The sequence below is a fragment of the Nocardia coffeae genome (assembly GCF_019890715.1).
Lineage (GTDB): Bacteria > Actinomycetota > Actinomycetes > Mycobacteriales > Mycobacteriaceae > Nocardia > Nocardia jiangxiensis.
In genome coordinates this window covers 172,133-193,245 of the sequence record NZ_JAINZY010000013.1, presented here as the reverse complement: position 1 = coordinate 193,245, position 21,113 = coordinate 172,133, and the positions used below count along the sequence as shown (strand labels likewise).

Annotated in this window: 18 protein-coding genes; 9 read left to right on the top strand and 9 right to left on the bottom strand. The window is 68.0% G+C overall.

Annotation, left to right across the window (positions count from 1 at the left end; genetic code table 11):
- Positions 1-16: 16 nt before the first annotated feature.
- The gene (locus tag K7711_RS36055) at positions 17-904 is read right to left on the bottom strand and encodes an oxygenase MpaB family protein (RefSeq protein ID WP_222975388.1); all 888 of its coding nucleotides are present in this window, start codon (positions 902-904) and stop codon (positions 17-19) included.
- 384 nt (positions 905-1,288) lie between these two features.
- On the opposite strand from K7711_RS36055, the gene K7711_RS36050 reads away from it, so the two are divergent.
- The 3 genes from K7711_RS36050 (at position 1,289) to K7711_RS36040 (ending at position 3,765) form a co-directional block, all read left to right on the top strand.
- Positions 1,289-2,647: an SGNH/GDSL hydrolase family protein gene (locus K7711_RS36050; protein WP_308015108.1), complete on the top strand. Its 1,359-nt coding sequence runs from the start codon at positions 1,289-1,291 to the stop codon at positions 2,645-2,647.
- Positions 2,648-2,710: 63 nt separating this feature from the next.
- The gene (locus K7711_RS36045; RefSeq protein WP_222975386.1) at positions 2,711-3,139 is read left to right on the top strand and encodes a VOC family protein; all 429 of its coding nucleotides are present in this window, start codon (positions 2,711-2,713) and stop codon (positions 3,137-3,139) included.
- On the top strand, positions 3,139-3,765 hold the full coding sequence (locus K7711_RS36040) for a TetR/AcrR family transcriptional regulator (protein WP_222975384.1): 627 nt from the start codon (positions 3,139-3,141) through the stop codon (positions 3,763-3,765). Before K7711_RS36045 ends, K7711_RS36040 begins: the two co-directional genes overlap by 1 nt.
- Here the strand turns inward: K7711_RS36040 and K7711_RS36035 are convergent.
- From K7711_RS36035 to K7711_RS36020, 4 genes are all read right to left on the bottom strand, one after another.
- The gene (locus tag K7711_RS36035; protein ID WP_222975382.1) at positions 3,699-4,085 is read right to left on the bottom strand and encodes a VOC family protein; all 387 of its coding nucleotides are present in this window, start codon (positions 4,083-4,085) and stop codon (positions 3,699-3,701) included. The genes K7711_RS36040 and K7711_RS36035 overlap by 67 nt on opposite strands.
- A gap of 91 nt (positions 4,086-4,176) precedes the next feature.
- Positions 4,177-4,434 carry an SAM-dependent methyltransferase gene (locus K7711_RS36030; RefSeq protein WP_222975380.1) on the bottom strand — a complete coding sequence of 86 codons (258 nt, stop codon included), beginning with the start codon at positions 4,432-4,434 and terminating at the stop codon, positions 4,177-4,179.
- Positions 4,435-4,453: 19 nt separating this feature from the next.
- Positions 4,454-5,602 (bottom strand): DUF7802 domain-containing protein, encoded by a 1,149-nt coding sequence (locus tag K7711_RS36025; RefSeq protein ID WP_222975377.1) that lies wholly within the window; start codon positions 5,600-5,602, stop codon positions 4,454-4,456.
- A gap of 8 nt (positions 5,603-5,610) precedes the next feature.
- Positions 5,611-6,540 (bottom strand): metal-dependent hydrolase, encoded by a 930-nt coding sequence (locus tag K7711_RS36020; RefSeq protein ID WP_222975375.1) that lies wholly within the window; start codon positions 6,538-6,540, stop codon positions 5,611-5,613.
- A 203-nt stretch (positions 6,541-6,743) separates the two neighbouring features.
- On the opposite strand from K7711_RS36020, the gene K7711_RS36015 reads away from it, so the two are divergent.
- The 4 genes from K7711_RS36015 to K7711_RS36000 all read left to right on the top strand — a co-directional run bounded on the left by K7711_RS36015 (position 6,744) and on the right by K7711_RS36000 (position 14,727).
- Positions 6,744-7,403 carry a TetR/AcrR family transcriptional regulator gene (locus K7711_RS36015; protein ID WP_222975373.1) on the top strand — a complete coding sequence of 220 codons (660 nt, stop codon included), beginning with the start codon at positions 6,744-6,746 and terminating at the stop codon, positions 7,401-7,403.
- A gap of 111 nt (positions 7,404-7,514) precedes the next feature.
- The gene (locus K7711_RS36010) at positions 7,515-12,980 is read left to right on the top strand and encodes an ATP-binding protein (RefSeq protein ID WP_308015107.1); all 5,466 of its coding nucleotides are present in this window, start codon (positions 7,515-7,517) and stop codon (positions 12,978-12,980) included.
- A 106-nt stretch (positions 12,981-13,086) separates the two neighbouring features.
- Positions 13,087-13,887, top strand: coding sequence for a class I SAM-dependent methyltransferase (locus K7711_RS36005; protein ID WP_308015106.1), 801 nt, complete (start codon positions 13,087-13,089; stop codon positions 13,885-13,887).
- Positions 13,888-14,058: 171 nt separating this feature from the next.
- Positions 14,059-14,727 carry an HNH endonuclease family protein gene (locus tag K7711_RS36000; RefSeq protein WP_222975369.1) on the top strand — a complete coding sequence of 223 codons (669 nt, stop codon included), beginning with the start codon at positions 14,059-14,061 and terminating at the stop codon, positions 14,725-14,727.
- 117 nt (positions 14,728-14,844) lie between these two features.
- Here K7711_RS36000 and K7711_RS35995 read toward each other — a convergent pair whose 3' ends face one another.
- From K7711_RS35995 to K7711_RS35985, 3 genes are all read right to left on the bottom strand, one after another.
- Positions 14,845-15,798 (bottom strand): alpha/beta hydrolase, encoded by a 954-nt coding sequence (locus K7711_RS35995; protein WP_222975367.1) that lies wholly within the window; start codon positions 15,796-15,798, stop codon positions 14,845-14,847.
- 70 nt (positions 15,799-15,868) lie between these two features.
- Positions 15,869-17,365 carry an aldehyde dehydrogenase family protein gene (locus K7711_RS35990; protein WP_222975365.1) on the bottom strand — a complete coding sequence of 499 codons (1,497 nt, stop codon included), beginning with the start codon at positions 17,363-17,365 and terminating at the stop codon, positions 15,869-15,871.
- 48 nt (positions 17,366-17,413) lie between these two features.
- Positions 17,414-18,349: an RNA polymerase sigma-70 factor gene (locus K7711_RS35985; RefSeq protein WP_222975363.1), complete on the bottom strand. Its 936-nt coding sequence runs from the start codon at positions 18,347-18,349 to the stop codon at positions 17,414-17,416.
- Positions 18,350-18,668: 319 nt separating this feature from the next.
- On the opposite strand from K7711_RS35985, the gene K7711_RS35980 reads away from it, so the two are divergent.
- Together K7711_RS35980 and K7711_RS35975 are read left to right on the top strand one after the other, a co-directional pair.
- Positions 18,669-19,031 (top strand): DoxX family protein, encoded by a 363-nt coding sequence (locus K7711_RS35980; RefSeq protein WP_040824495.1) that lies wholly within the window; start codon positions 18,669-18,671, stop codon positions 19,029-19,031.
- An 85-nt stretch (positions 19,032-19,116) separates the two neighbouring features.
- Complete coding sequence (locus tag K7711_RS35975; RefSeq protein ID WP_222975361.1) at positions 19,117-19,404, top strand: hypothetical protein; 288 nt, start codon at positions 19,117-19,119, stop codon at positions 19,402-19,404.
- Here the strand turns inward: K7711_RS35975 and K7711_RS35970 are convergent.
- Positions 19,385-21,001, bottom strand: a complete 1,617-nt coding sequence (locus K7711_RS35970) for a hypothetical protein (RefSeq protein ID WP_222975359.1) — start codon at positions 20,999-21,001, stop codon at positions 19,385-19,387. The genes K7711_RS35975 and K7711_RS35970 overlap by 20 nt on opposite strands.
- Positions 21,002-21,113: the final 112 nt, after the last annotated feature.

The window sequence follows — 21,113 nt, the reverse complement described above, 5'->3', positions numbered from 1 at the left end:
CCCTTGGTGACACTGTTCATACGACGGTCGCTCCGGTGACGTACCGCAGGCGCATATCCCAGATCGCGGCGCGCATGCCCAACCGCACCACCGCGCGCGGGGTGAGCCGGTCCAGTACGGCCAGACCGCGCTGCCAACGGTCGAAACGGTGTTGCTCGGCGGCGGTCCAGTCGAAACCCAGCTTCTCGCGCAGCCTCGGCGGCAGATATCCGAGCGTCATGAACAGATCCCACTCCCCCAGGAGGATCTGGACCGGACGGGGCAGGAAGTCCAATCGCGCTATGCCGATGAGGAATTCGCGCATCCGATCGTCGAATTCGAGCCGATCGAGCTGCTCGTTCCAGTACCGGTCGAACGCCTCGCGGTCGGCGGGCCACATCTGCGGCGGCACCTGCAACATGGTCGCGAATACCGACGCGGCCCGGTGCACGGCCTCGGGATCGTGATAGGTGCGCCCGCCGCGCAACCGGCGCGTGTCCGCGAATACCGCGGACATGCACGCGGCGACCCAGAGTTGCAGTTCCGGGTCGAAAGCGTTGTAGGACACCGGACTCCGCGACGTCGAGCGGACCTGCGCGTGCACGGCGTCGACGGCCTCGCGATAGATCCGGCGATCTCGGGCGCTGCCCGCCACAGCCACCGCGATGTACGTCATGGTGGTGCGCCCGCGTTTGATCGGGTGTTCGTGCAGATTGCCGCTGTCGACCCGGCTCTCCATCACGCCGTAGGCGATTCCGGCGCGGGCCAGTTGCATCACGACGTTCGCCGCACCGTAGGCGGGTGAGAGCCACGCCGACATCTCGTCGGTGAGGAACAGGGTGTCCGCGGCATCGGTCGCCGCGCGCGCGGTGCGGTGCGGCGGTGTGCGTGCCGGCCCCCGATTCGGGGGCACACGCTCGGTCATGATCGGTGTCCTTCCCGGCTTCGTCGACGGGGCAGCGGCTTTCATCACCGAGTGTGCCACATGCGGCGAGAGTTTGATACGAGTTACTTACCAGTCTCTCATCATGGTTCGCCGACCGCCAGACAACCGAGCCGCAGTCGTCATCCCCGATCGACCCGAAGGCCGATTTCCGTTGCGGGAGGCCTTGATTCGAGCCGGTCCAGAACTTCTCTGGACTAACGAGGGTGCGCCCTCTACATTAATAGACACTTTGACCACCAAGTGTCTATTTTTGGCCGGGCGGCCGGGTGCGGATCGGATGTCGACGACGTCCGATCCTGACTCCGAGCAGCGCGTCCTGCCGGATCGGACCGCTCGGGGTGGCTGCGACGAGAGGTGTGAACAGTGGGATCCGACAACGTCGTCGGCGGCGAGCGGCGCGCGCGGCGGCGCGGCGCGCGTGGCGCGGGAGTGGTGGCGGCCGTGGGTGCGCTGATCGCGGGTGCGGTGGTGGCCTCACCGTCGAGTGTGGCGGAATCCGGTTCCTGCGGTAGGCATTTCGTCGCGAGCTGGCTCGCCAGTCCCACCGATGCGATCACACCGGTCGACGCCTCGGGCGGTCCGGTCCCCCTGTCGGTCGACGATCAGACCTTCCGCATGGTCATCACTCCTCATCTCGGCGGGTCCGAGGTGCGGATCCATCTGACCAACCGGTTCGGTCTCACCCCGGTGACCTTCGGACGGGTGAGCGTCGGCGTTCGCGCCGCCGCAGCCGGGGTGCGCGACCCGCAGCCGGTGCGTTTCGGCGGGAAGACCGCGATCACCGTGCCGGTCGGCGGCGACGCGGTCAGCGACCCGGTTCCCTTGCGGTTCAACGCATTCACGCCGCTCGCCGTCAGCGTCTACGTACCCGGTTCGGCAGGTCCGCCGACCAAGCACTGGAATGCCAACGCCACCTCCTACTATGCGACGGCGCGCAGCGGCGATCTGACCACGCGGGCCGACGAGCGGGGGTTCGGAGCCACCACCGATTCCTGGCTGTACGTCTCGGGCCTGGACGTCGCCGCCTCCGGTCCGGTGCGTGCGGTCGTGGCGTTCGGCGACTCCATCACCGACGGCTTCGTCGGCTCCACCCCGCTCAGCGTCCCGGCCGACCGCACGGTCGCCGATACCGACGGCCGTTACCCGGACCGTCTGCAACACATCCTCGGCCGCGCCGGAATCCCGATCTCCGTGGTGAACGCGGGCATCGGCAGCAATCGAGTGCTCAGCAGCGGTGAACCACTCATGCTCGGCCCGAGCGGATTGGAACGTTTCGATCGGGACGCCCTGGATCAGGCCGGGGTCGCCGGAGTTCTGCTCCAGGAGGGGATCAACGATCTCGGTCTGCTGCCCCGGCCCGACGCCGATCAGATGATCGCCGGATATCAGCAGCTCATCGCGCGAGCCCACGCCCGAGGCGTGAAGATCTGGCTGGGCACACTGCTCCCCGCCTCGAACGCCCTCATCGACGGACTGGCCCTGGCACCGAACAGCGAGGCGACCCGGCAGCGGATCAACGCGTGGATCCGCACCCAACACCTCGCCGACGGTGTGGTCGACTTCGACGCCGCACTGCGCGACCCCGCCGATCCCGCCGTCTTGCGGGCCGCCGCCAGCAGTGCCGATCATCTGCATCCCGGCCCCCGGGGGTATCAGGCCATGGCAGACGCGGTCGATCCGTCGATGCTCACCGCTGCCGAAAGCTCCTGCCACGCAACATAGGCCGGATCGTCGGGATCCACGGCGACGTCGACCGAATATCGGTACATGATGTACCGTTTCGATATGAGCGGAACCGACACGGCCGGATGGCCGAGCGGCCTGTCCGTGGGGCAGGTCCGGGTGGCACGGCCCACCGACAAACTGGCCGAGGTGGAGGGGTTCTATGCCGGCGTGATCGGGTTGCCCGTCCTGTACCGGTTCGAGAATCACGCCGGGTACGACGGAGTGATGCTCGGCCTGCCCGGCACCGACTACCACCTCGAATTCACCAGCCACGTCGACGGCAGCCCGTGCCCGGCGCCGACCGCGGAGAATCTGCTGGTGCTGTACTTCCGCGGCGAGGCGGCGATGTACGTACTCGTCGAGCGGCTGGCCGCAGCCGGACACGAGCCGGTGGAGGCGGAAAATCCGTACTGGGCCGGGGTCGGAGCGCTGACGTTCGAGGATCCGGACGGGTGGCGAGTCGTACTGGTCCCCCGGCCGGTGTTCTGATGGCGCGAACCAGGGACACCCGACTCGACGCGGCCATCCGTACCGCCGTGGTCGAGTTGCTCGACGAACAGGGCTACGAACAGTTGACGATCGGCGCGGTGGCGTCCCGGGCCGGCGTCCACCGGCCTGCGGTGTACCGGCGGTGGCCGTCGAAACGTCATCTGGTCGTCGATGCGGTGGCCGAACTGATGGGCGTCGCGCCGACCCCGAACACCGGGGATCTGAGATCCGATCTCCTCGAAGGCATTTCAACGCTGGTTCGCGCACTGTCGAGTACGCCGCTGGGCAAGGCGCTGCCCGCGCTCGTCGCGGAACTGTCGGCGTCCGCGGAACTGTCGGAGGAATTCCGCAGCCGGGTCTTCCTCCCGCGACGGGAATCGAGCGCGGCCGCGTTGCGGTCGGCGATCGAACGCGGCGAGATCCGGGCCGACTTCGACATGGACTTCGTGCTCGACCTGCTCGCCGCGCCGCTGTACTACCGGGTGCTGTTCGGGCACCAACCGTTGACACCGCGACTGGCCGAGCAGACCGTCGACGCGGTTCTGACGACGATCTGCACTCAGGCGGTGGAATCCTCCGGATACCAACGCAATTCGACGGTGTTGCCGTCCGGGTCGGCGACGTAGATCGACGTCGCCTGACCTCGGGCACCCCAACGGGAAACGGGCCCCTCGAGCACCGTGAAGATGCCGGAGTCGATGATCTCCTGCCAGTCCAGTGGCTCGACGACCAGGCAGATGTGATCGACGTTCGCCTCGCCGCGCGGCATGTGCTGCAGATCGATGACCGTATGATCGGTCACCCGCACCGACGGGAACGGGACCTGCCCGGCTCGCCACTCGTCGGCTCGAACGGGCTCCAAACCGAGTGTGCTGCAATAGAATTCGAGCGAACGCTCGACATCCGAGACGTTCAGCACCAGATGATCGAAGTCCACGACTCGCATGACGACCTCCCCTCGGTCGGATTTCGGTCCGCTTCGAATTCTAATCCCGGCGCAGCATCGGCGACAGGCGCTCCCGATCGCCCCGTCCCGTTCAGGGCTTGCGCGCCACTCCGCAGAAGAAAGCGACCTCGGCGTCGATCTCGGCCGCGGTCTTGGCGTGACCCACCTCCTCGGCGGCGGATTCGGCCGGGGCGGGCCACAGCCGGCTGACCACCACTCCGGGATCGACCAGGTCGAGGTCGCGGAAGAAATGCGAGATCTGCGCGCGACTGCGCGGGAAGGCATCCTCGGAGCCGGAGGGCTGCCGCCCCGAGGATGTCCCACGGTCTGCGAAGCTCGGACGCATCATCCGCGTGCGAACCTCTGTTTTACCCGGCGGCCGGAGCCACCTCCGGCGACACCCCCGCGCTCACCGCACTCCGCGACCGCGGCCCGGCGAAAACCGCCGCGCTGCACAGGATCGCGACGACGAAACAGGCGATGGTGTACCAGATATTGCCCACCGGACCGGCGTTGCGCGCCCAGCCGTTCGACGCGTGCAGGAAATCAGGCAGCGCGGTGAGCCACAGCACCGCCATGGCGGCCAGATAGACCCCGCTGCAGATGCGAACGACGTTGTCCGAGTATGCGGGAACCTCACCTTGCCGCAGCCGCACCCATTGACGCACCAGGACCGGAATCGCGATGACGCTCAACACGACAAGTTCGGCGGCATAGAGCCACCCGCGCACGGTGATGTTGTTCGCGCCGAGCACCGTGGCGGGAATCGGGAGCACTCCGGTGCCCGCCGAACCCAGAATCCCGATCACGATCGTGCGCCAAACCAGTTGCAGGCCACTGAACTCGCGCCCGGAGTCGACATGCCGCCCGACGAACAGCTGCACGAAGAAGGCCAGCGACATCGGCCACAGCGCGGCGAAGACCACCACACTGGACAACGGCACCGAATCGAACATGGGCTGATTGAGCGAATTCCCGGTGGACCACTCCCACCACTTCAGTTGCGGCCCGATGTGATCGAAGATCTCGTAGAACGCATGGTGCACGAACCCGACGCAGATCGCGCCGACCAGCACCCCGTATCGCCGGAAAACGCCGAGCATGCGGACGATTTCGAAGGCGATGGTCGCCATGAACGGATAGATCGCGACGATGTACAGCGGCAGCCGCCCCCACAGGAAGTCGACCGTGAACACGTTGTGCGCGAACATCGTGTCCACATGTCCGCTGATGCCGAAGGCGGCCGGAAAGTACAGCGGCGGTTCGATGATGAACAGGTAGGCCGTCGCGCCGAACCAGAGCACCAGATTGGTGGGGTCGCCGTCGCGGCGCAGCCGCCGGATGGCGTGCACCAGGGTCAGCACCGCGCCCAGGATGATGACGACCTCGAGTACCGGCAGGGTCCAGTTCTCCAGTGCGAACGGATTGCGGAAGGCGATGAGCCCGCCCTCGGTCCGGCAGGAGAAGCCCATCTCGGTCGCCAGCCGAGCGAATGTCGGCGAACAGTGATCGGACATGATTCCCCTTACTTCGACGAGGTCAATTCGGCCGTGTACCAAAGGGTTACGTCATAACCCTCGTCGAAACGCCGGAACCACAGATCCGCGAGTTCGGGCAGATTCTCGTGTGCCGGATTGTGCCTAGGCATCTGACTGCGCACGATGCCGCTCAACGCGACCAGTTGTTCCCGCAACGGCAGTTCGGTGAACGCGCGCGGCATCGTCCCCTTGTCCGGGACCCGCAGCGACGGAATCCACCGGCCCAACCGGCGGCGGTGCCGGTGCATGGCGAACATCGACAACGCGTCCACCTGCCGATCCTCCAGCGGCACATGGGCATTGAAACCCTTGCAGGCGATCCGGATCACCTTCATCACGTGCCGGAAGATCGAGGGAGCCATCCGCATCCGGTAGACGTCGCTGCCCACGATCGCGTCGAAGATGATCAGCGCGGAGCTGCGGTGCTCGACCTCCTCCACGAAATGCCAGATGAACAGCGAGGCCACCCGGTCGTCGCCGGGCGCGAACAGGTTCGCGTCGTTGTCCAGCATCAACTTGAACACCGGAGTGAAGGTGGCCTCCAGGTCCGCGGTGTAGGCTAGGCGGTAGTCCAGCGAGGTTTTCGTGGTGAGCAGGTCGAATTCGCCGATCACCTCGTCCAGTGTCTCGCGCAACCGCGGATACCGGCGGATCAGTCCGTTGACGTGCTGGCGGTGCGCGGTCGAATGCTGCCCCTCCTGGCGCACGAACGCGTCGGCCTCCTCGGCCACCTCCGGATCGCTGATCCGCGGCATCGCCTCGCGAATCATGTTCACGATCATCTTCTCGAAGCCGATCGCCAGGAAGGACACGGCGTTCGCCATCGACGAGAAGGCCGGATTCTTCTCGTTCCACAGGAACGGCACGTCGTAGTCCGCGAATGCGAATCGCATCTTCCGGACATGTAGGTCGGTCACCTGCTCTACCTCCATCGTTCATCCGGGCATCGTTGCCCGCGCAGGCCGCTAGACGAGACGATCATACATAGCCGCGTATGTTTGTATGATTGGATTCGCGCAGAACGTCATCACCGGTTTCGGGTGCGCTCCCTGGTAGCGTCGAGGGCCGATTCGATCGGGGGATCCCCCGCGACGCCGGTTCGAGCCGAGAAAGCAGGTCAGTGGCACGACGACGCGGGTGGGGCGGGAGCCCACCGAGCAGTGACGAGGAGGCCTCCCGGCGGATCGTCGGCGCGGCCGTGGAGTTGATCGGGCGCACCGGCTCGGAGGTCAACATCGCCGAGGTCGCCGAGACGCTCGAGGTCACCCGGCAGACGGTGTACCGCTATTTCCCGAGTTCGGACGCGTTGATGCGGGCCGCGGCGTACGCCTCGGTGGACGGCTTCCTCGATCGGCTGGCCGAGCAGGTCAGCGGTATCGACGACCCGGTCGAGGCACTGACCGAAGGGGTGGTCTTCACCCTGTCCGAGGTGCGCTCCACACCGCATCTGGGCATCCTGTTGTCGAGCACGTACTCGAATCTGCAGCCCGAGAACCTCACCTCCGAGGAGGCGCAGGCATTCGGCGTGACCATGATCCGGCGTTTCGACGTCGACTGGGAGCAGCACGGTTACGACGACGACGCCCTGGCCGAACTCGTCGAATACGTCCTGCGGACCATGCAGTCGTTCTTCCTGGCGCCGGGCAATCCGCCGCGCGGCGACGAGGAACTACGGCGCTACCTACGGCGCTGGATGGGCACCGCGATCGCGGCGCAGACCAGCTATCGCACCCCTTCCCATGCCCTTGACGGGGCATTGTCCGAGGATACGGGCCAGTAACACTCATACGCCGTGCACATATCCACCTACAGGGTGCACACTACGCACAACCAACAGTCGCAAACCCTCACCCGATCGGGTCAGTGCCGTGAAATGGAAAGGAGTTGGCGAGTGTTCAGCCGCATCGCCATCGTGAACCGGGGCGAGGCCGCCATGCGCCTCATCCACGCCGCTCGAGATCTGGCCGCGGAAACGGGGCAGGCGATCGAAACCGTTGCGTTGTATACCGACGTCGACCGGAACGCGACATTCGTGCGCGAGGCCGATATCGCCTACGACCTGGGCCCAGCCTCCGCGCGCCCGTATCTGGATCTGAAGGCGCTCGAACGCGCCCTGATCGCGACCAAGGCCGATTCCGCCTGGGTCGGTTGGGGTTTCGTCGCCGAAGACCCTGCCTTCGCGGAACTGTGCGACCAGATCGGCATCACCTTCATCGGCCCCAACGCGGAGGCCATGCGCAAACTCGGCGACAAGATCGGCGCGAAGCTGATCGCCGAGGAGGTCGGCGTGCCGGTCGCGCCGTGGAGCCGCGGAGCGGTCGAATCCGTCGACGCCGCCGTGGCCGCGGCCGGCGAGATCGGCTACCCGCTGATGCTCAAGGCGACCGCGGGCGGCGGTGGGCGCGGTATCCGCGTCATCACCAACGAGGCCGATCTGGTCGACGCCTACGAGCGCACCAGCCAGGAGGCCGCGCGGGCCTTCGGCAGCGGCGTGGTCTTCCTGGAGCGCCTGGTCACCGGCGCCCGGCACGTCGAGGTCCAGGTGATCGCGGACGGTCAGGGCACCGCGTGGGCGCTGGGCGTGCGCGACTGCTCGGTGCAGCGTCGCAACCAGAAGATCATCGAGGAATCGTCCTCGCCGGTCCTGAGCACCGAACAGGCCGCCGAGCTCAAGGCCTCGGCCGAGCGGCTCGCGGTCATCGTCGGCTACCGCGGCGCGGCGACGGTCGAATTCCTCTACCACCCCGGCGAGAAGCTGTTCGCCTTCCTCGAGGTCAACACCCGCCTGCAGGTCGAGCACCCGATCACCGAATCCACCACCGGATTCGACCTGGTGCGCGCGCAGCTGCTGGTCGCCTCCGGCGGCAAGCTCGAGGGTGAGCCCCCGGCCGAGCGCGGACACGCCATCGAGGCCCGGCTCAACGCCGAGGATCCCGACCGCGACTTCGCACCCGCCCCGGGCCGCATCGCGCGGCTGGACCTGCCCGCGGGTCCGGGCATCCGGGTCGACACCGGCGTCAGCGAGGGCGACACGATTCCGGCCGCCTTCGACTCCATGATCGCCAAGATCATCGCCTACGGCCGCAACCGCGACGAGGCCCTGGGCCGGTTGCGGCGCGCGGTGGGTCAGACGCGCGTGGTCATCGAGGGCGGCGCGACCAACAAGAGTTTCGTCCTCGATCTGCTGAATCAGCCCGAGGTGATCGACGCCAGCGCCGACACCGGCTGGATCGACCGCGTGCGCGGCGAGGGACGGCTGGTCTCGCACCGGCACTCCGCCATCGCGCTGGCCGCCGCCGCCATCGACGCCTACGAGGAGGAGGAGCGCGTCGAGCAGCACCGGCTGCTGTCCACCGCCTCGGGTGGGCGTCCGCAGGTGCAGCACGAGAGCGGTCGTCCGCTGGATCTGAAGCTGCGCGGCGTCACCTACCGCGTGCGGGTGGCCCGCATCGGTGCGCACCGGTTCCGGATCGGCATCGAAGCCGGTGACGAGATCCGTACCGCCGCAGTCGATCTCGAGCGTTTCGACAGCCACACCGGACACATCGTGGTCAACGGCACCCGCTACCGCCTGATCACCGGCACCCACGGGCCGACCAGCCTGATCGACGTCGAGGGCGTCACCCACCGGATCAGCCGCGACGAGGGTGGCGTCGTCCGCTCCCCCGCACCCGCTCTGGTCGTCGCGATGCCGCTGTCGATCGGCGACGAGGTCGAGGCGGGCGCCCCGGTGCTCGTGCTGGAGAGCATGAAGATGGAGACGGTGCTGCGCGCGCCGTTCCGCGCCCGGGTCAAGGAGTGCGGCGTCTCGGTCGGCAGCCAGGTCGAGACCGGCGCGCCGCTGCTGCGGCTCGAGCCGCTCGCCGAGGACGGCGAGGCCGCCGAGGAGACCACCAACAGCGCGGTGGAGCTGGATCTGCCCAGCGAATCCGATTCGGTCCGGCCGGACGAGCGCCTGGCCCGCGGCCTGCAGGATCTGCGCAGTCTGCTGCTGGGCTTCGACGTCGACCCGCACGACGAGAGCCGCGTCGTCGAGGACTACCTGGCCGCGCGCCGGGCCTCGATCGCGAACAACCATCGTCCGCTGGCCGAGGAAGTCGAACTCGTGCAGATGTTCGCGGACCTCACCGAACTGAGCCACAACCGGTCGTGGGACGACGAGGGCGAGCACGGGCACGTGCACAGCGCCCGCGAGTACTTCCACACCTACCTGCAGAGCCTGGACGTCGAGCGCGCCGGACTGCCCGAGGCGTACCGGACGAGGTTGTCCCGCGCCCTGGCGCACTACGGGATCACCGAGCTCGACCGCACCCCCGATCTCGAGGGCGCGGTGTTCCGGATCTTCCTGGCCCAGCAGCGGCCCTCGGACACCGTCACCGCCGTCACCACGCTGTTGCGTGAGTGGCTGCGCGAGCCGGTGCCGGACCGCGTGCTGCGTGAGCCGGTCGGTCTGGCGCTCGAGCGTCTGGTCACCGCGACGCAGGTGCGCTTCCCGGTGATCGCCGACCTCGCCCGCGGTCTGGTGTACGCCTGGTACGGCCAGCCGCTGCTGCGGCGCAACCGTGCGCGCGTCTACACCAACGTCCGTAAGCACCTGCGCCACTTGGACGCTCAGCCGGATTCGCCGGATCGCGCCGAGCGCATCGCCGAGACGGTACGCAGCACCGAGCCGCTGGTGCGGCTGCTGGGCCAGCGCCTGGTGCGCGGCAGCCTGGACAACTCGGTCATGCTCGAGGTGCTGACCCGCCGGTACTACGGCAACAAGGGTCTGAGCGATGTGCGCACCCAGCAGGTCGGCGACTGCTCCTTCGTGATCGCCGAACGTCGTGGCACCAGCCTGGTTTCGGCCGCGGTGAGCTTCGACGCGCTCGACACCGCGCTGCGCGGCCTGAGCGAAATGGCGGTGGGCACGATGTCCATCGAGGCCGACATCTACCTCGGCTGGGAGCATCAGCCCGAGGACTTCGACGAGATGGCCTCGGCGCTGCAGGAGGTTCTGGCCGCGCACCCGCTGCCGAACCAGGTGCACCGGATCACCACCACCGTCGCCGGTAGCGGCGGCGCGGTCATGCACCACCACTTCACCTTCCGCCCCACCTCGACCGGTATGGCCGAGGAGCGGCTGATCCGCGGTCTGCACCCGTACATCGCGGAGCGGATGCAGATGAAGCGGCTGCGCAAGTTCGACCTGACCCGGTTGCCGTCCTCGGACGACGACGAGGTGTACCTGTTCCGCGGTGTCGCGAAGGACAATCCGGCCGACGAGCGGCTGGTCGCCTTCGCCCAGGTCCGCGACCTGACCCCGCTGCGCGAACACGACGGCCGGCTGCTCGCGCTGCCGACCGCCGAGGCCACCATCGCCACCTGCCTCGACTCGATCCGTCGCGCGCAGTCCCGGCGACGTTCGGCCAAGCGGTTCAACACCAACCGCATCGTGATGTACATCTGGCCGCCGATCGATCTGACCGCCGCGGAGTTCGCGACCATCGTCGAGCGCGTCGAGCCGACCACGGTGGGCGCCGGGCTGGAGGAGATCCTGATCATCGCCCGCGAGCGGGATCAGGAGACCGGTGAGCTGACCAAGGTCGCCATCCGGATCTGCTTCAACCCCACCGGCGGCACCGAGACGATCGTCGGCGAGCGGACCGACGAGGCCGTCGAACCGCTCGACGAGTACCGGCAGAAGGTGCTGCGGGCGAGCAGCCGCAACACCGTCTACCCGTACGAATTGACCAGTCTGCTGGGCGATTTCACCGAGTACGACCTCGACGGCAACCACGCGCTGGTGCAGGTCGATCGGCCGCGCGGGCACAACTCCGCGGCCATCGTCGCGGGTGTGGTCAGCACCACGACCGAGCGGCATCCGCAGGGTCTGACCCGCGTCGTGCTGCTCGGCGATCCGACGAAATCCCTGGGCGCACTGTCGGAACCGGAGTGCCGCCGGGTCATCGCGGCCCTGGATCTGGCCGAGCAACTGCAGGTGCCGCTGGAGTGGTACACGCTGTCCTCCGGTGCGCGGATCTCGATGAAGTCCGGTACCGAGAACATGGACTGGGTGGCCGCGGCGCTCAAGCGGATCGTCGAGTTCACCCAGGATGGCGGCGAGATCAACCTCGTGGTCACCGGTATCAACGTCGGCGCCCAGCCGTACTGGAACGCCGAGGCCACCATGTTGATGCACACCCGCGGCATCCTGGTCATGACACCGGAATCCACCATGGTGCTCACCGGTAAGCAGGCGCTGGACTTCTCCGGCGGCGTCTCGGCCGAGGACAACTTCGGCATCGGCGGTTACGACCGGGTGATGGGCCCCAACGGCCAGGCGCAGTACTGGGCGCCGAATCTGACTGCGGCGCGCAGCATTCTGATGTCGCACTACGATCACACCTACATCGCGCCCGGCGAGAAGGCGCCGCGGCGGGCGGAGACCAGCGACCCGGTCGACCGCGACGTCTCCGGATACCCGCACGTGCTGGCGGACAGCGATTTCAGCACCGTCGGCGAGATCTTCTCCGCCGCGAGCAACCCGGATCGCAAGAAGCCCTTCGACATTCGGACCGTCATGCGGGCGCTGTCCGACCAGGACCACCCGGTGCTCGAGCGCTGGGCGGGAATGGCCGACGCCGAGACCGCCGTCGTGCAGGATGCGCACCTCGGCGGAATTCCGGTGTGCCTGTTGGGTATCGAGTCGCGCGGCGTGCCGCGGCGCGGCTTCACCCCGACCGACGGCCCGGACACCTACACCGCGGGCACGCTGTTCCCGCAGTCGTCGAAGAAGGCCGCGCGGGCGATCAACGCGGCCAGCGGTAACCGGCCGCTGGTCGTGCTGGCGAACCTGTCCGGCTTCGACGGATCGCCCGAGTCGATGCGCAAGCTGCAGCTCGAGTACGGCGCCGAGATCGGCCGCGCGATCGTGAACTTCGACGGGCCCATCGTGTTCACCGTGATCTCGCGGTATCACGGCGGCGCGTTCGTGGTGTTCTCCAAGGCGCTCAACCCGAATATGACCGTGCTGGCACTGGAGGGCTCGTTCGCCTCGGTGCTCGGCGGTGCACCGGCCGCGGCCGTGGTGTTCTCCGGTGAGGTCGACACCCGGACCGCGACCGATCCGCGAGTGCGGGAGCTGGAGGCGAACGCGAGCAGTGCCACCGGCGCGGACCGCGCCGCACTGGCCGCCGAACTCGACGAGACCCGGACCTCGGTCCGGGCCGAGAAGCTCGGTGAGGTCGCCGCGGAATTCGATCGCGTGCACAGCATTCAGCGTGCGGTCGAGGTGGGTTCGGTCGATTCGATCGTGCGCACCGAGGAGCTGCGTCCGCGCATCATCGAGGCGATCGAGGTCCGGCTGTCGAACTGAGATCCGCTCCCCGGACGTGCCGATAGTCGCGTCCGGTACGCTCGGCGTCGCGCCCATCGAACGAGTTTCGGTGGGCGCGACGCCGTTTCACCGGAAGGAGATTCCCGTGAGCAAGTACACCCACGGTCATCACGAGACGGTGCTGCGCTCGCACCGGACACGCACCGCGGAAAATTCCGCCGCCTATCTGCTGCCGCATCTGGATCCGGATGCCTCGCTGTTGGACATCGGCGCCGGGCCGGGCACCATCACGGTCGATCTGGCCACGCGCGTGGGCCGGGTGACGGCCACCGAGATCGGCGAGGCCGAGCTGTCGCTGTCTCGGGAACTGGCCGCCGAACGCGGTGTGACCGATATCGAATTCAGTGTGCAGGACGTGCACGGGCTGACCTTCCCGGACGGGTCGTTCGACGTCGTGCACGCACATCAGGTGCTGCAGCACGTGGCGGATCCGGTTGCGGCACTGCGCGAGATGATGCGGGTGACCCGTCCGGGTGGGCTGGTGGCCGCCCGGGACGCCGACTACGCCGGATTCGTCTGGTGGCCCGCACTCCCCGAACTCGACGAGTGGTTGCGGCTGTACCGCACGGCGGCGCGGGCGAACGGCGGTGAGCCCGATGCGGGCCGCCGGATGCTGTCCTGGGCGCGGGCCGCGGGCGCCACCGATATCACCGCCACCTCGTCCACCTGGTGCTATGCGACGCTCGAGGATCGGCGCGAGTGGGGTGGTATGTGGGCCGGGCGGGTCGTCGAGTCGGCGCTGGCGCGGCAGCTCGTCGACTCCGGATCGGCGAGCGCCGAGGATTTGCGGCGCATCAGTGGCGCATGGCGGGAGTGGGCCGAGGCCGAGGACGGCTGGATCTCGATCGTGCACGGAGAGATACTGATTCGCGTTCCGGCCCAATAGCGGTGTGCCGCAGGATAATCGCTGGTCAGGGCGTGATCCGCGCGTGAATCTTCCCCTGCCCCTGCGGATTCTGCCCCCTGCTGTGAGCAAGTCCCCTGGTGTTGCTCCCCCATAACTCGCCCCGATCCGTCATTATGGATTCACGTTTTGCTGGTTCGTATTTCGGAAGTTGTGAGTGGCGTAGTGGCGGGTTCGAAGACGGTCCGATCCTCGGGCTGGGTAAAAATCGCGGTATCGGTACTGGTCCTGGTGGTTGCCGCGGTCTCGTGGTGGATCAGTAAGGGAAGTACCTCCAGTTCCAGTTCGACCACCGGCCAGGCGTCCACGGCACTGACACAGCTGGCCAAGTTGACCGTCGCGCCCGAGGACACCGGGAACACCTACAACCGCGACGACTGGCCGCACTGGATCGGTCAGGGCAAGAGCTGCGACACCCGGGAGATCGCCCTGCAGCGGCAGGGAACCGACGTCAAGACCGATACCCAATGCCGTGCCGTATCGGGCACCTGGGTCTCGGCCTACGACGGCGTGGTCATCCACGACGCCGGTCAGACCGACCTGGACCACGTCGTCCCCCTGGCCGAGGCCGCCCGCTCCGGCACCCGCAACTGGACCAAGGATCAGCGCAAGACGTTCGCCAACGACCTGGACCAGCTCCAGGTCGTGTCGGCCCGCTCCAACCGCCAGAAGGGCGACCAGGATCCGGCCCGCTGGCTCCCGGAGAAGGACAGCTGCGCGTACACCATCAAGTGGGTGGCGACCAAGACCAAGTACCACCTGACCATCGATAAGGCGGAGCACGACGCGATCAACGGCGTATTGACTCACTGCACCAAGTGACCGACGGGCGCCGCCGCCCTCCCGGCGAAAACCGTTACGGCACTGGTCCGTTACGACTGGTGCGGATCGGCTCCCGATCGGGTTCTCCACCGGGGCAGCGAAATTGCGACTCCGCGATCAGACCGCGAGGGCGGTCGGCGGCAGATGGGATCGGATGAACCGGGCGGCGGCCCGGTAGGCCAGGCGGGATTCCGGGATCAGGAGCGGGAGGGTCTGGAAGACGTGCATCTGATCCGGCCAGATCTGTAGGTCGCACGGCGCGCCGGTCGCGGTCCAGCGTTGCGCGAGGGTGGTGGCATCCGCACCGAAGAATTCGGCGTCACTGGTGTGAATCAGGGCTGGAGGCAGCTGCATTCCGGGTTCGGGACGCAGGTCCAGCGGGGCGCTGGTGAACTGGGCTATCGCCTTGCGGGACACCGGAATCGAGAGCAGGCCCTCGCGGCGGGCGCCGGGGTGGCGGGCCGCGAGTTTCAGGCTCAGATCGGTCATCGGGGAGAACAACACCAGCGCCGCGGGCGGAGCCTGGCCGGCGCGGGCGAGGTCGATGGCCAGTTGTGCGGCGAGGAACCCGCCCGCCGAATCACCGGCGACGATCACCCGATCCGCGGACCCGGCCTGCGCGAGGAGTCGGCGATAGGCCGCCGAAACGTCCTGTGCCGCTGCGGGAAAGGGATGTTCCGGGGCCAGCCGGTAGTCGACGCAGAAGACCGACATCCGCGTCGCGGTGGACAGCCGCGAGGCCACGCCGCGATAGGCGGCCGCGGAGCCCGCGACGAAGCCGCCGCCGTGGATGTACAACACGACGTGATCGATGCGCGTCACCCGTGGTCCGCGCACCCACTCACCGTGCACGCGTTCGCCGTTCACCGAGGCACCCTGCACCTGCTCGATCCGGGTGCCGCGCAGAACAGGTGCGGCCGTGCGCAACATCCGATCGATCACCGGACGCGCCAGCAGCAGTGTGCGGGCGTCGACCGGCGCGAGCGCGGCCAGCGGGCGCACGGTCAACGCGCACCCCCGCCGCACCACCCGTGCACGTACCGAGCCACGTTCGCCGATTGGCCTGGTCATCGCAATTACCCGATCTCGCTGGTGGGTTCATCGCTGATCTCCTCGGCGGCGAGCGGCTTGCCCAGCGCGATCACCCGACTCGCCCGTGCAGGACCGAGACGAGCCGATCCACGACGGCGTCGACACGTGCGCCGCGGCTGAAGGTCGTCAGCGCCAGCGGCGACGGGAACAGCTGTCGCGTAGTGGATTTCGCGTACGCGAATTCGCGCAGGCCGTCCGGACCGTGCACCCGGCCGAAGCCCGACGCGCGCACGCCGCCCAGCGGAAGGGTCGGGATGGTGGCGTGCGCGACGAACGCGTTGATCGAGACGCCGCCGGACTCGATGCGATCGGCGATCGCCCGGCCGTGGCGGCGCGCGAAGACGGTCGCGCCGAGGCCGTAGCTGCTGGCGTTGACCCGCTCGACGGCCTCGTCCATATCGGCCACGCGCGCCACGGTCAGCGTGGGACCGAAGGTCTCCTCGACCACGGCCGCGGCGTCCTCCGGGACATCGGCCAGGATCGTCGGCTGCACGAACTGGCCCTCGATCGCGTCCGGGCCGCCCAGCAGCACCCGCGCGCCACGCACGACCGCATCCTCGATGTGCCGACGGATCACCCCGAGCTGCTTGGGCATGGTGATCGGACCGATCTTCGCCCCATCGCCCCCGGCGTGCACGCCACGCGCGAGATCGACCAGCCTGTCGAGGAATTCGTCGTACACCTCGGTGTGCACGTAGACCCGCTCGACGCCCAGGCAGGTCTGCCCGGCATTGGACATCCCGCCCCACAGGGCCGCATCGGCCGCGGCGGCCAGATCGGCGTCCGCGTCGACGATCAGCGCATCCTTACCGCCGCATTCCATCAGCACCGGCGTGAGAGTTTCGGCGCAGGCGGCCATCACGCGCTTGCCGGTCGCGGTCGAACCGGTGAAGCCGATCTTGTCGACACCACTGCGGCACAGCGCCGCCCCGGTCGCACCCTCGCCGGTGATCACCTGCACAACAGGGCTTTCCGGTACGACGCGCGCGAATGCCGCTACCAGCCAGGCACCGACGCCCGGGGTGTACTCACTCGGCTTGAACACCACCGCATTTCCCGCCGCGAGCGCGAAGGAGATCGAGCCGAGCGGGGTGAACACCGGGTAGTTCCACGGCCCGATCACCCCGACGACCCCGAACGGCCGGTACTCCACGCGACAGGACTGATTGATCGTCAGCAGACTCGCGTTCACCGACCTCGGGCCGAGCACCCGCTCGGCATTGCGGGCCGCCCACTTCAGATGTTCCAACGCCATGGCGATCTCGAGTTTCGCGTCGGACAGCGGTTTGCCCATCTCCTGCCGCATGATCCGGGCGAGATCGTCCCGGCCGCGGGTCAGTTCGGCGCGCCAGCGATCCAGCCGGCGCGCGCGTTCGGCGAATCCCAGTGCCGCCCACCAGGTTCCCGCGTCGCGGGCGCGAGCCACCGCGGCGTCGACATCGGCTTCGGTGTGCAGCGGATACCGCTCGACGACCACACCGGTCGCCGGATCGCGGACGTCGAACCAGAGCTGCGTGGACGGCGACTCTGCCGTGGCGCTTTTCACCAGGCGACCGTACAAGACCACAAATTATATTGCAATGTTGCACAGCGGTCAGCGGCTCAGGCCGGTCTCCCGCTCCATCCGCGCCAGCTTCTCGGGGTTGCGCACCGCGTAGAGCCCGGTGATCAGGCCGTCGTCGACGCGCACCGCCAGGACCGTGTCGATCTCGTCGTCGAACTCGAGGATCAGCGCCGGATAACCGTTCACCTCGACCGGCTCGTGCCGCAATCCGGCCGCGATCAGCCCGCCGAACCTGCCGTGCCGTGAGGCCAGCAGACGCGCCACCTTCCAGGCCCCCGTGATGGGGCGCGGTACCGCCTGGCGGATGCCGCCGCCGTCACCGACCAGCACGACATCGGGCGCGAGAATATCCAGCAACCCCTGCATGTCACCGGTCCGGACCGCCCGCTCGAACGCCTCGATCGCGACCCGCGTCTGCGCCGGGGAGACCATCTCGCGCGGCCGCCGCGCCGCGACGTGCGCGCGGGCCCGGTGCGCGATCTGCCGCACCGCGGCCGGGGTCTTGTCGACGGCCTCGGCGATCTCGTCGTAGGCCAGATCGAACACCTCGCGCAGTACGAACACCGCCCGCTCGGTCGGCGCGAGCGTCTCCAGCACGAGCAGCATCGCCATCGAGACGCTCTCCGCGAATTCCACGTCGGCGGCGACATCGGGCGAGGTCAGCAGCGGTTCGGGCAACCAGGACCCGACATAGGACTCGCGGCGGCGGCCCATCGTGCGCAACCGGGTCAGCGCCTGCCGCGTCGCGATCCGCACCAGATAGGCCCGCTGATCGCGCACCTCCGCCAACTCGACGCCGACCCACCGCAGCCACGTCTCCTGCAGAACGTCCTCCGCGTCCGCCGCCGAGCCGAGCATCTCGTAGGCGACGGTGAACAGCAGATTGCGATGGGCGAGAAAGGCTTCGGTCGCGGGATCGACCTGTCCTGTCCCAGAGCCACTGTCGTGCGAACCAGTGCCGTTCATCGACGCCTCCTATCAGATCGACCCGAATCGTGCGGTCCGCCGAACTCCGATCTCGCACAGTCTGTGACATCGCAGCGAATTGCGGAACCTCCATCCCCCATCCCTGCGAACGGTTGCGGATCGTCGCCGACCATCGGACCTCCAGTCTGCTCGAGTCGCATCGTGTCGTGCACGAGACGCCGGCCCCGCACAGTCTGTGACAACCACCGGGAGTGACGGTGATCACCCGGGCCGATCTGTCACGCCGCTCGCCCCAGCGGCGTCCCATGGCTGATCGCGGCTCCGGTTCGAGCCGCCGACATTCGACAGGGAGCACATCATGAACCTCGCACTGTGGATCGCCGCCGGAGTACTGGCCGTCGTCGCACTGCTCGGCGGTATCACCAAGACTTTCATGCCGCGGGAGAAGCTGGCTGCCGCGCCGGGCGCGGGCTGGACCACACACGCCACGAACGGCTTCGTCAAAACGCTCGGGATCCTGGAGATCCTCGCCGCGGCCGGATTGATCCTGCCCGCCGCACTCGATATCGCACCGGTGATGGTGCCGGTGACCGCGGTGTGCTGGGTGGCGCTGATGATCGGCGCGATCGTCGCCCATCTGCGTGAGGGCGAGGCCAAGGTCGTCCCGGTGAACGTGATCTATCTGGCGATCGCCGTCTTCGTCGCCGTCGGACGGTTCTGACCCACACAACCGATGGCCGTGGCACGCCGACCGTGTGGTTGTTTGATTCCCTTGTGCAGGAACTGGTTTCATTCCGCTGGTCAACGTGAGGTTGTCGGAATGGGGTGATGCGCCGGTGCGTGGCTCGGGTGACAGGTCGCTGGGACGGCGATCCGCCTGGTTGTGGACGGCCTGCGCGGTCAGCGCCTACGGATCCGGGCTCGGCTTCGGCGCATTGCCGCTGATCGCGGTGCGCGTCCTGCGCGCCGGGCCCGCCGAGGTGTCGGAGCTGTCCGCCGCGGGCCTGACGGTGGGCGCGCTGATCGCGATCCCGCCGGGCCCGTGGATGGAGTTCCGCCGCAAACGCCCGGTGGTCAGTTTCGGCCGGAGGTGATGTAGTAGTACATCGGGTCGACCATCGCCAGGAGGTGTTCGATCTCGTTGTCGGTGAAGCGGTTTCGGCGGCTGACGGTGATCAGGACCAGATCGTTGATCGTCTGGGCGATGGTGTCGATCTCGCTGTCGGCCGGTGCGCACTCACCATCCGCCTTGCGCCGCACCGGATTCGCCCGTCTCAGCTCGGCGCTGCCCGCGGCCGCGAGTGCGCGCAGGACGCCGGTGGATCCACGGGAGCTGCCCGCCGTGGCCGCGTGATTGTAGAACTGGATCGCGCCCTGGATCAGTACGGCGGGCTGCGGATGCACCAGCGAACCCGCCGGCCGGTCCGGGGTGTGGTCGGGTGAACGCCGGGATTCGGCATCGCGATGGGTCAGCGAGCGGGCCTTCGCGGTGAGGTAGCGCGCCACCAGGATGTCGCGGATCGTGCCGTATTCGGTGGTGCGCAGCAGATCGATCGACGCGTGCTCGTAATCCTCCACAGCGGTGGCGATCTCGCCCGGTTCGGCCGCCGGATCGATGCCGTCGAGCCGACGGGCGAAGGCGTCCAGGCGCAGCAGCGCCCGGATGTTGTCCTCGTGTCGATGACGCTCCCTGGCGGTCACCGCGAAACAGGCGAGCAGCTCGGTTCTCATCTCGGTCATCCGATCCGCGAAGATCGCCGCGTACGTCCCCCGATGCGTCGGGTGCGTGGCATAGGCCGTCTCCACCCGGCACAGCCCGGCGATGATATAGGCGAGTTCACCGGCGCGCAGGGTGTCTCCCGGTTCTCCGGACACGTCCGCGTCGGCGGCGCACATCGCGCCGAGCGCGTCGGCGATGGCGCGCAACGATCGCATCTCCCGCTCGGCATCCTCCTCACACAGCGCGCGGGCATGGTCGGCGTGGAATCGGGCGAGCTCGCGATGCAGCACCCAGCCCAGCGCATCGGCGAACGCCGCCTCGGTCTCCTTGATCGACCGAACCCGGCTCAACCCGGTGGGCTCGTACTCCGCGCTCCGGGACAACACGGCCTCGGCCTCGGCGGCCGCGCGAGTGCAGCGGATGCCCATCATGCAGTCCAGGCGCGAGCGCGGATCGACCAGGCTCATGCCGCGGCGAGCCCATTCACTGGCGGTGGTCGCGGGATGCCGATCACCGCGGCGATGACGTTGCAGATACCGTTCGGCGAGTTCGGCGGACCAGAACACCATGTCGGGCCGATCCTCACGCGCCGCCGCCTCCGCGAACCGCTCACGCAGACCACCGATATCGAAGTGGCGTGCGGAGAAACGCGCCTCCAGCCGTTCGGCATCGACACTGCCCCGGGCGGTGTCCTCGGAACGTCCACCGCGAGCGGCCAATTCCGCGATCGGCTCGGGCACCGGACGATTCTCGGCGGTGATGTTCTCCACGACCGCGGCGGCGAGCGCTTCGACGGTCTTGAAGTGTTTCCACATGGTGGCCTTGGGAATCGGCCCCTCGCTGCCGTCGCGCCGGAGGTATCCGCGCGCCTCGGCGCAGACGCCGGCGGTGCTCAGGCGTTCGATCGAAGCGCCCGAACCGGGTACGGCGATCCGCGCGAGCATCACCTGCTCGGCCGCTGCGACGATCATCGCCCGCGTTCGTTCCTCGACCGACCGCCCTGTTCGCGCCTGATAGCTGGGTGGACCGGAATGCATTGCCATGGACGACACGTCGATGAGTCTATTGCAGTGCACAGAGCAA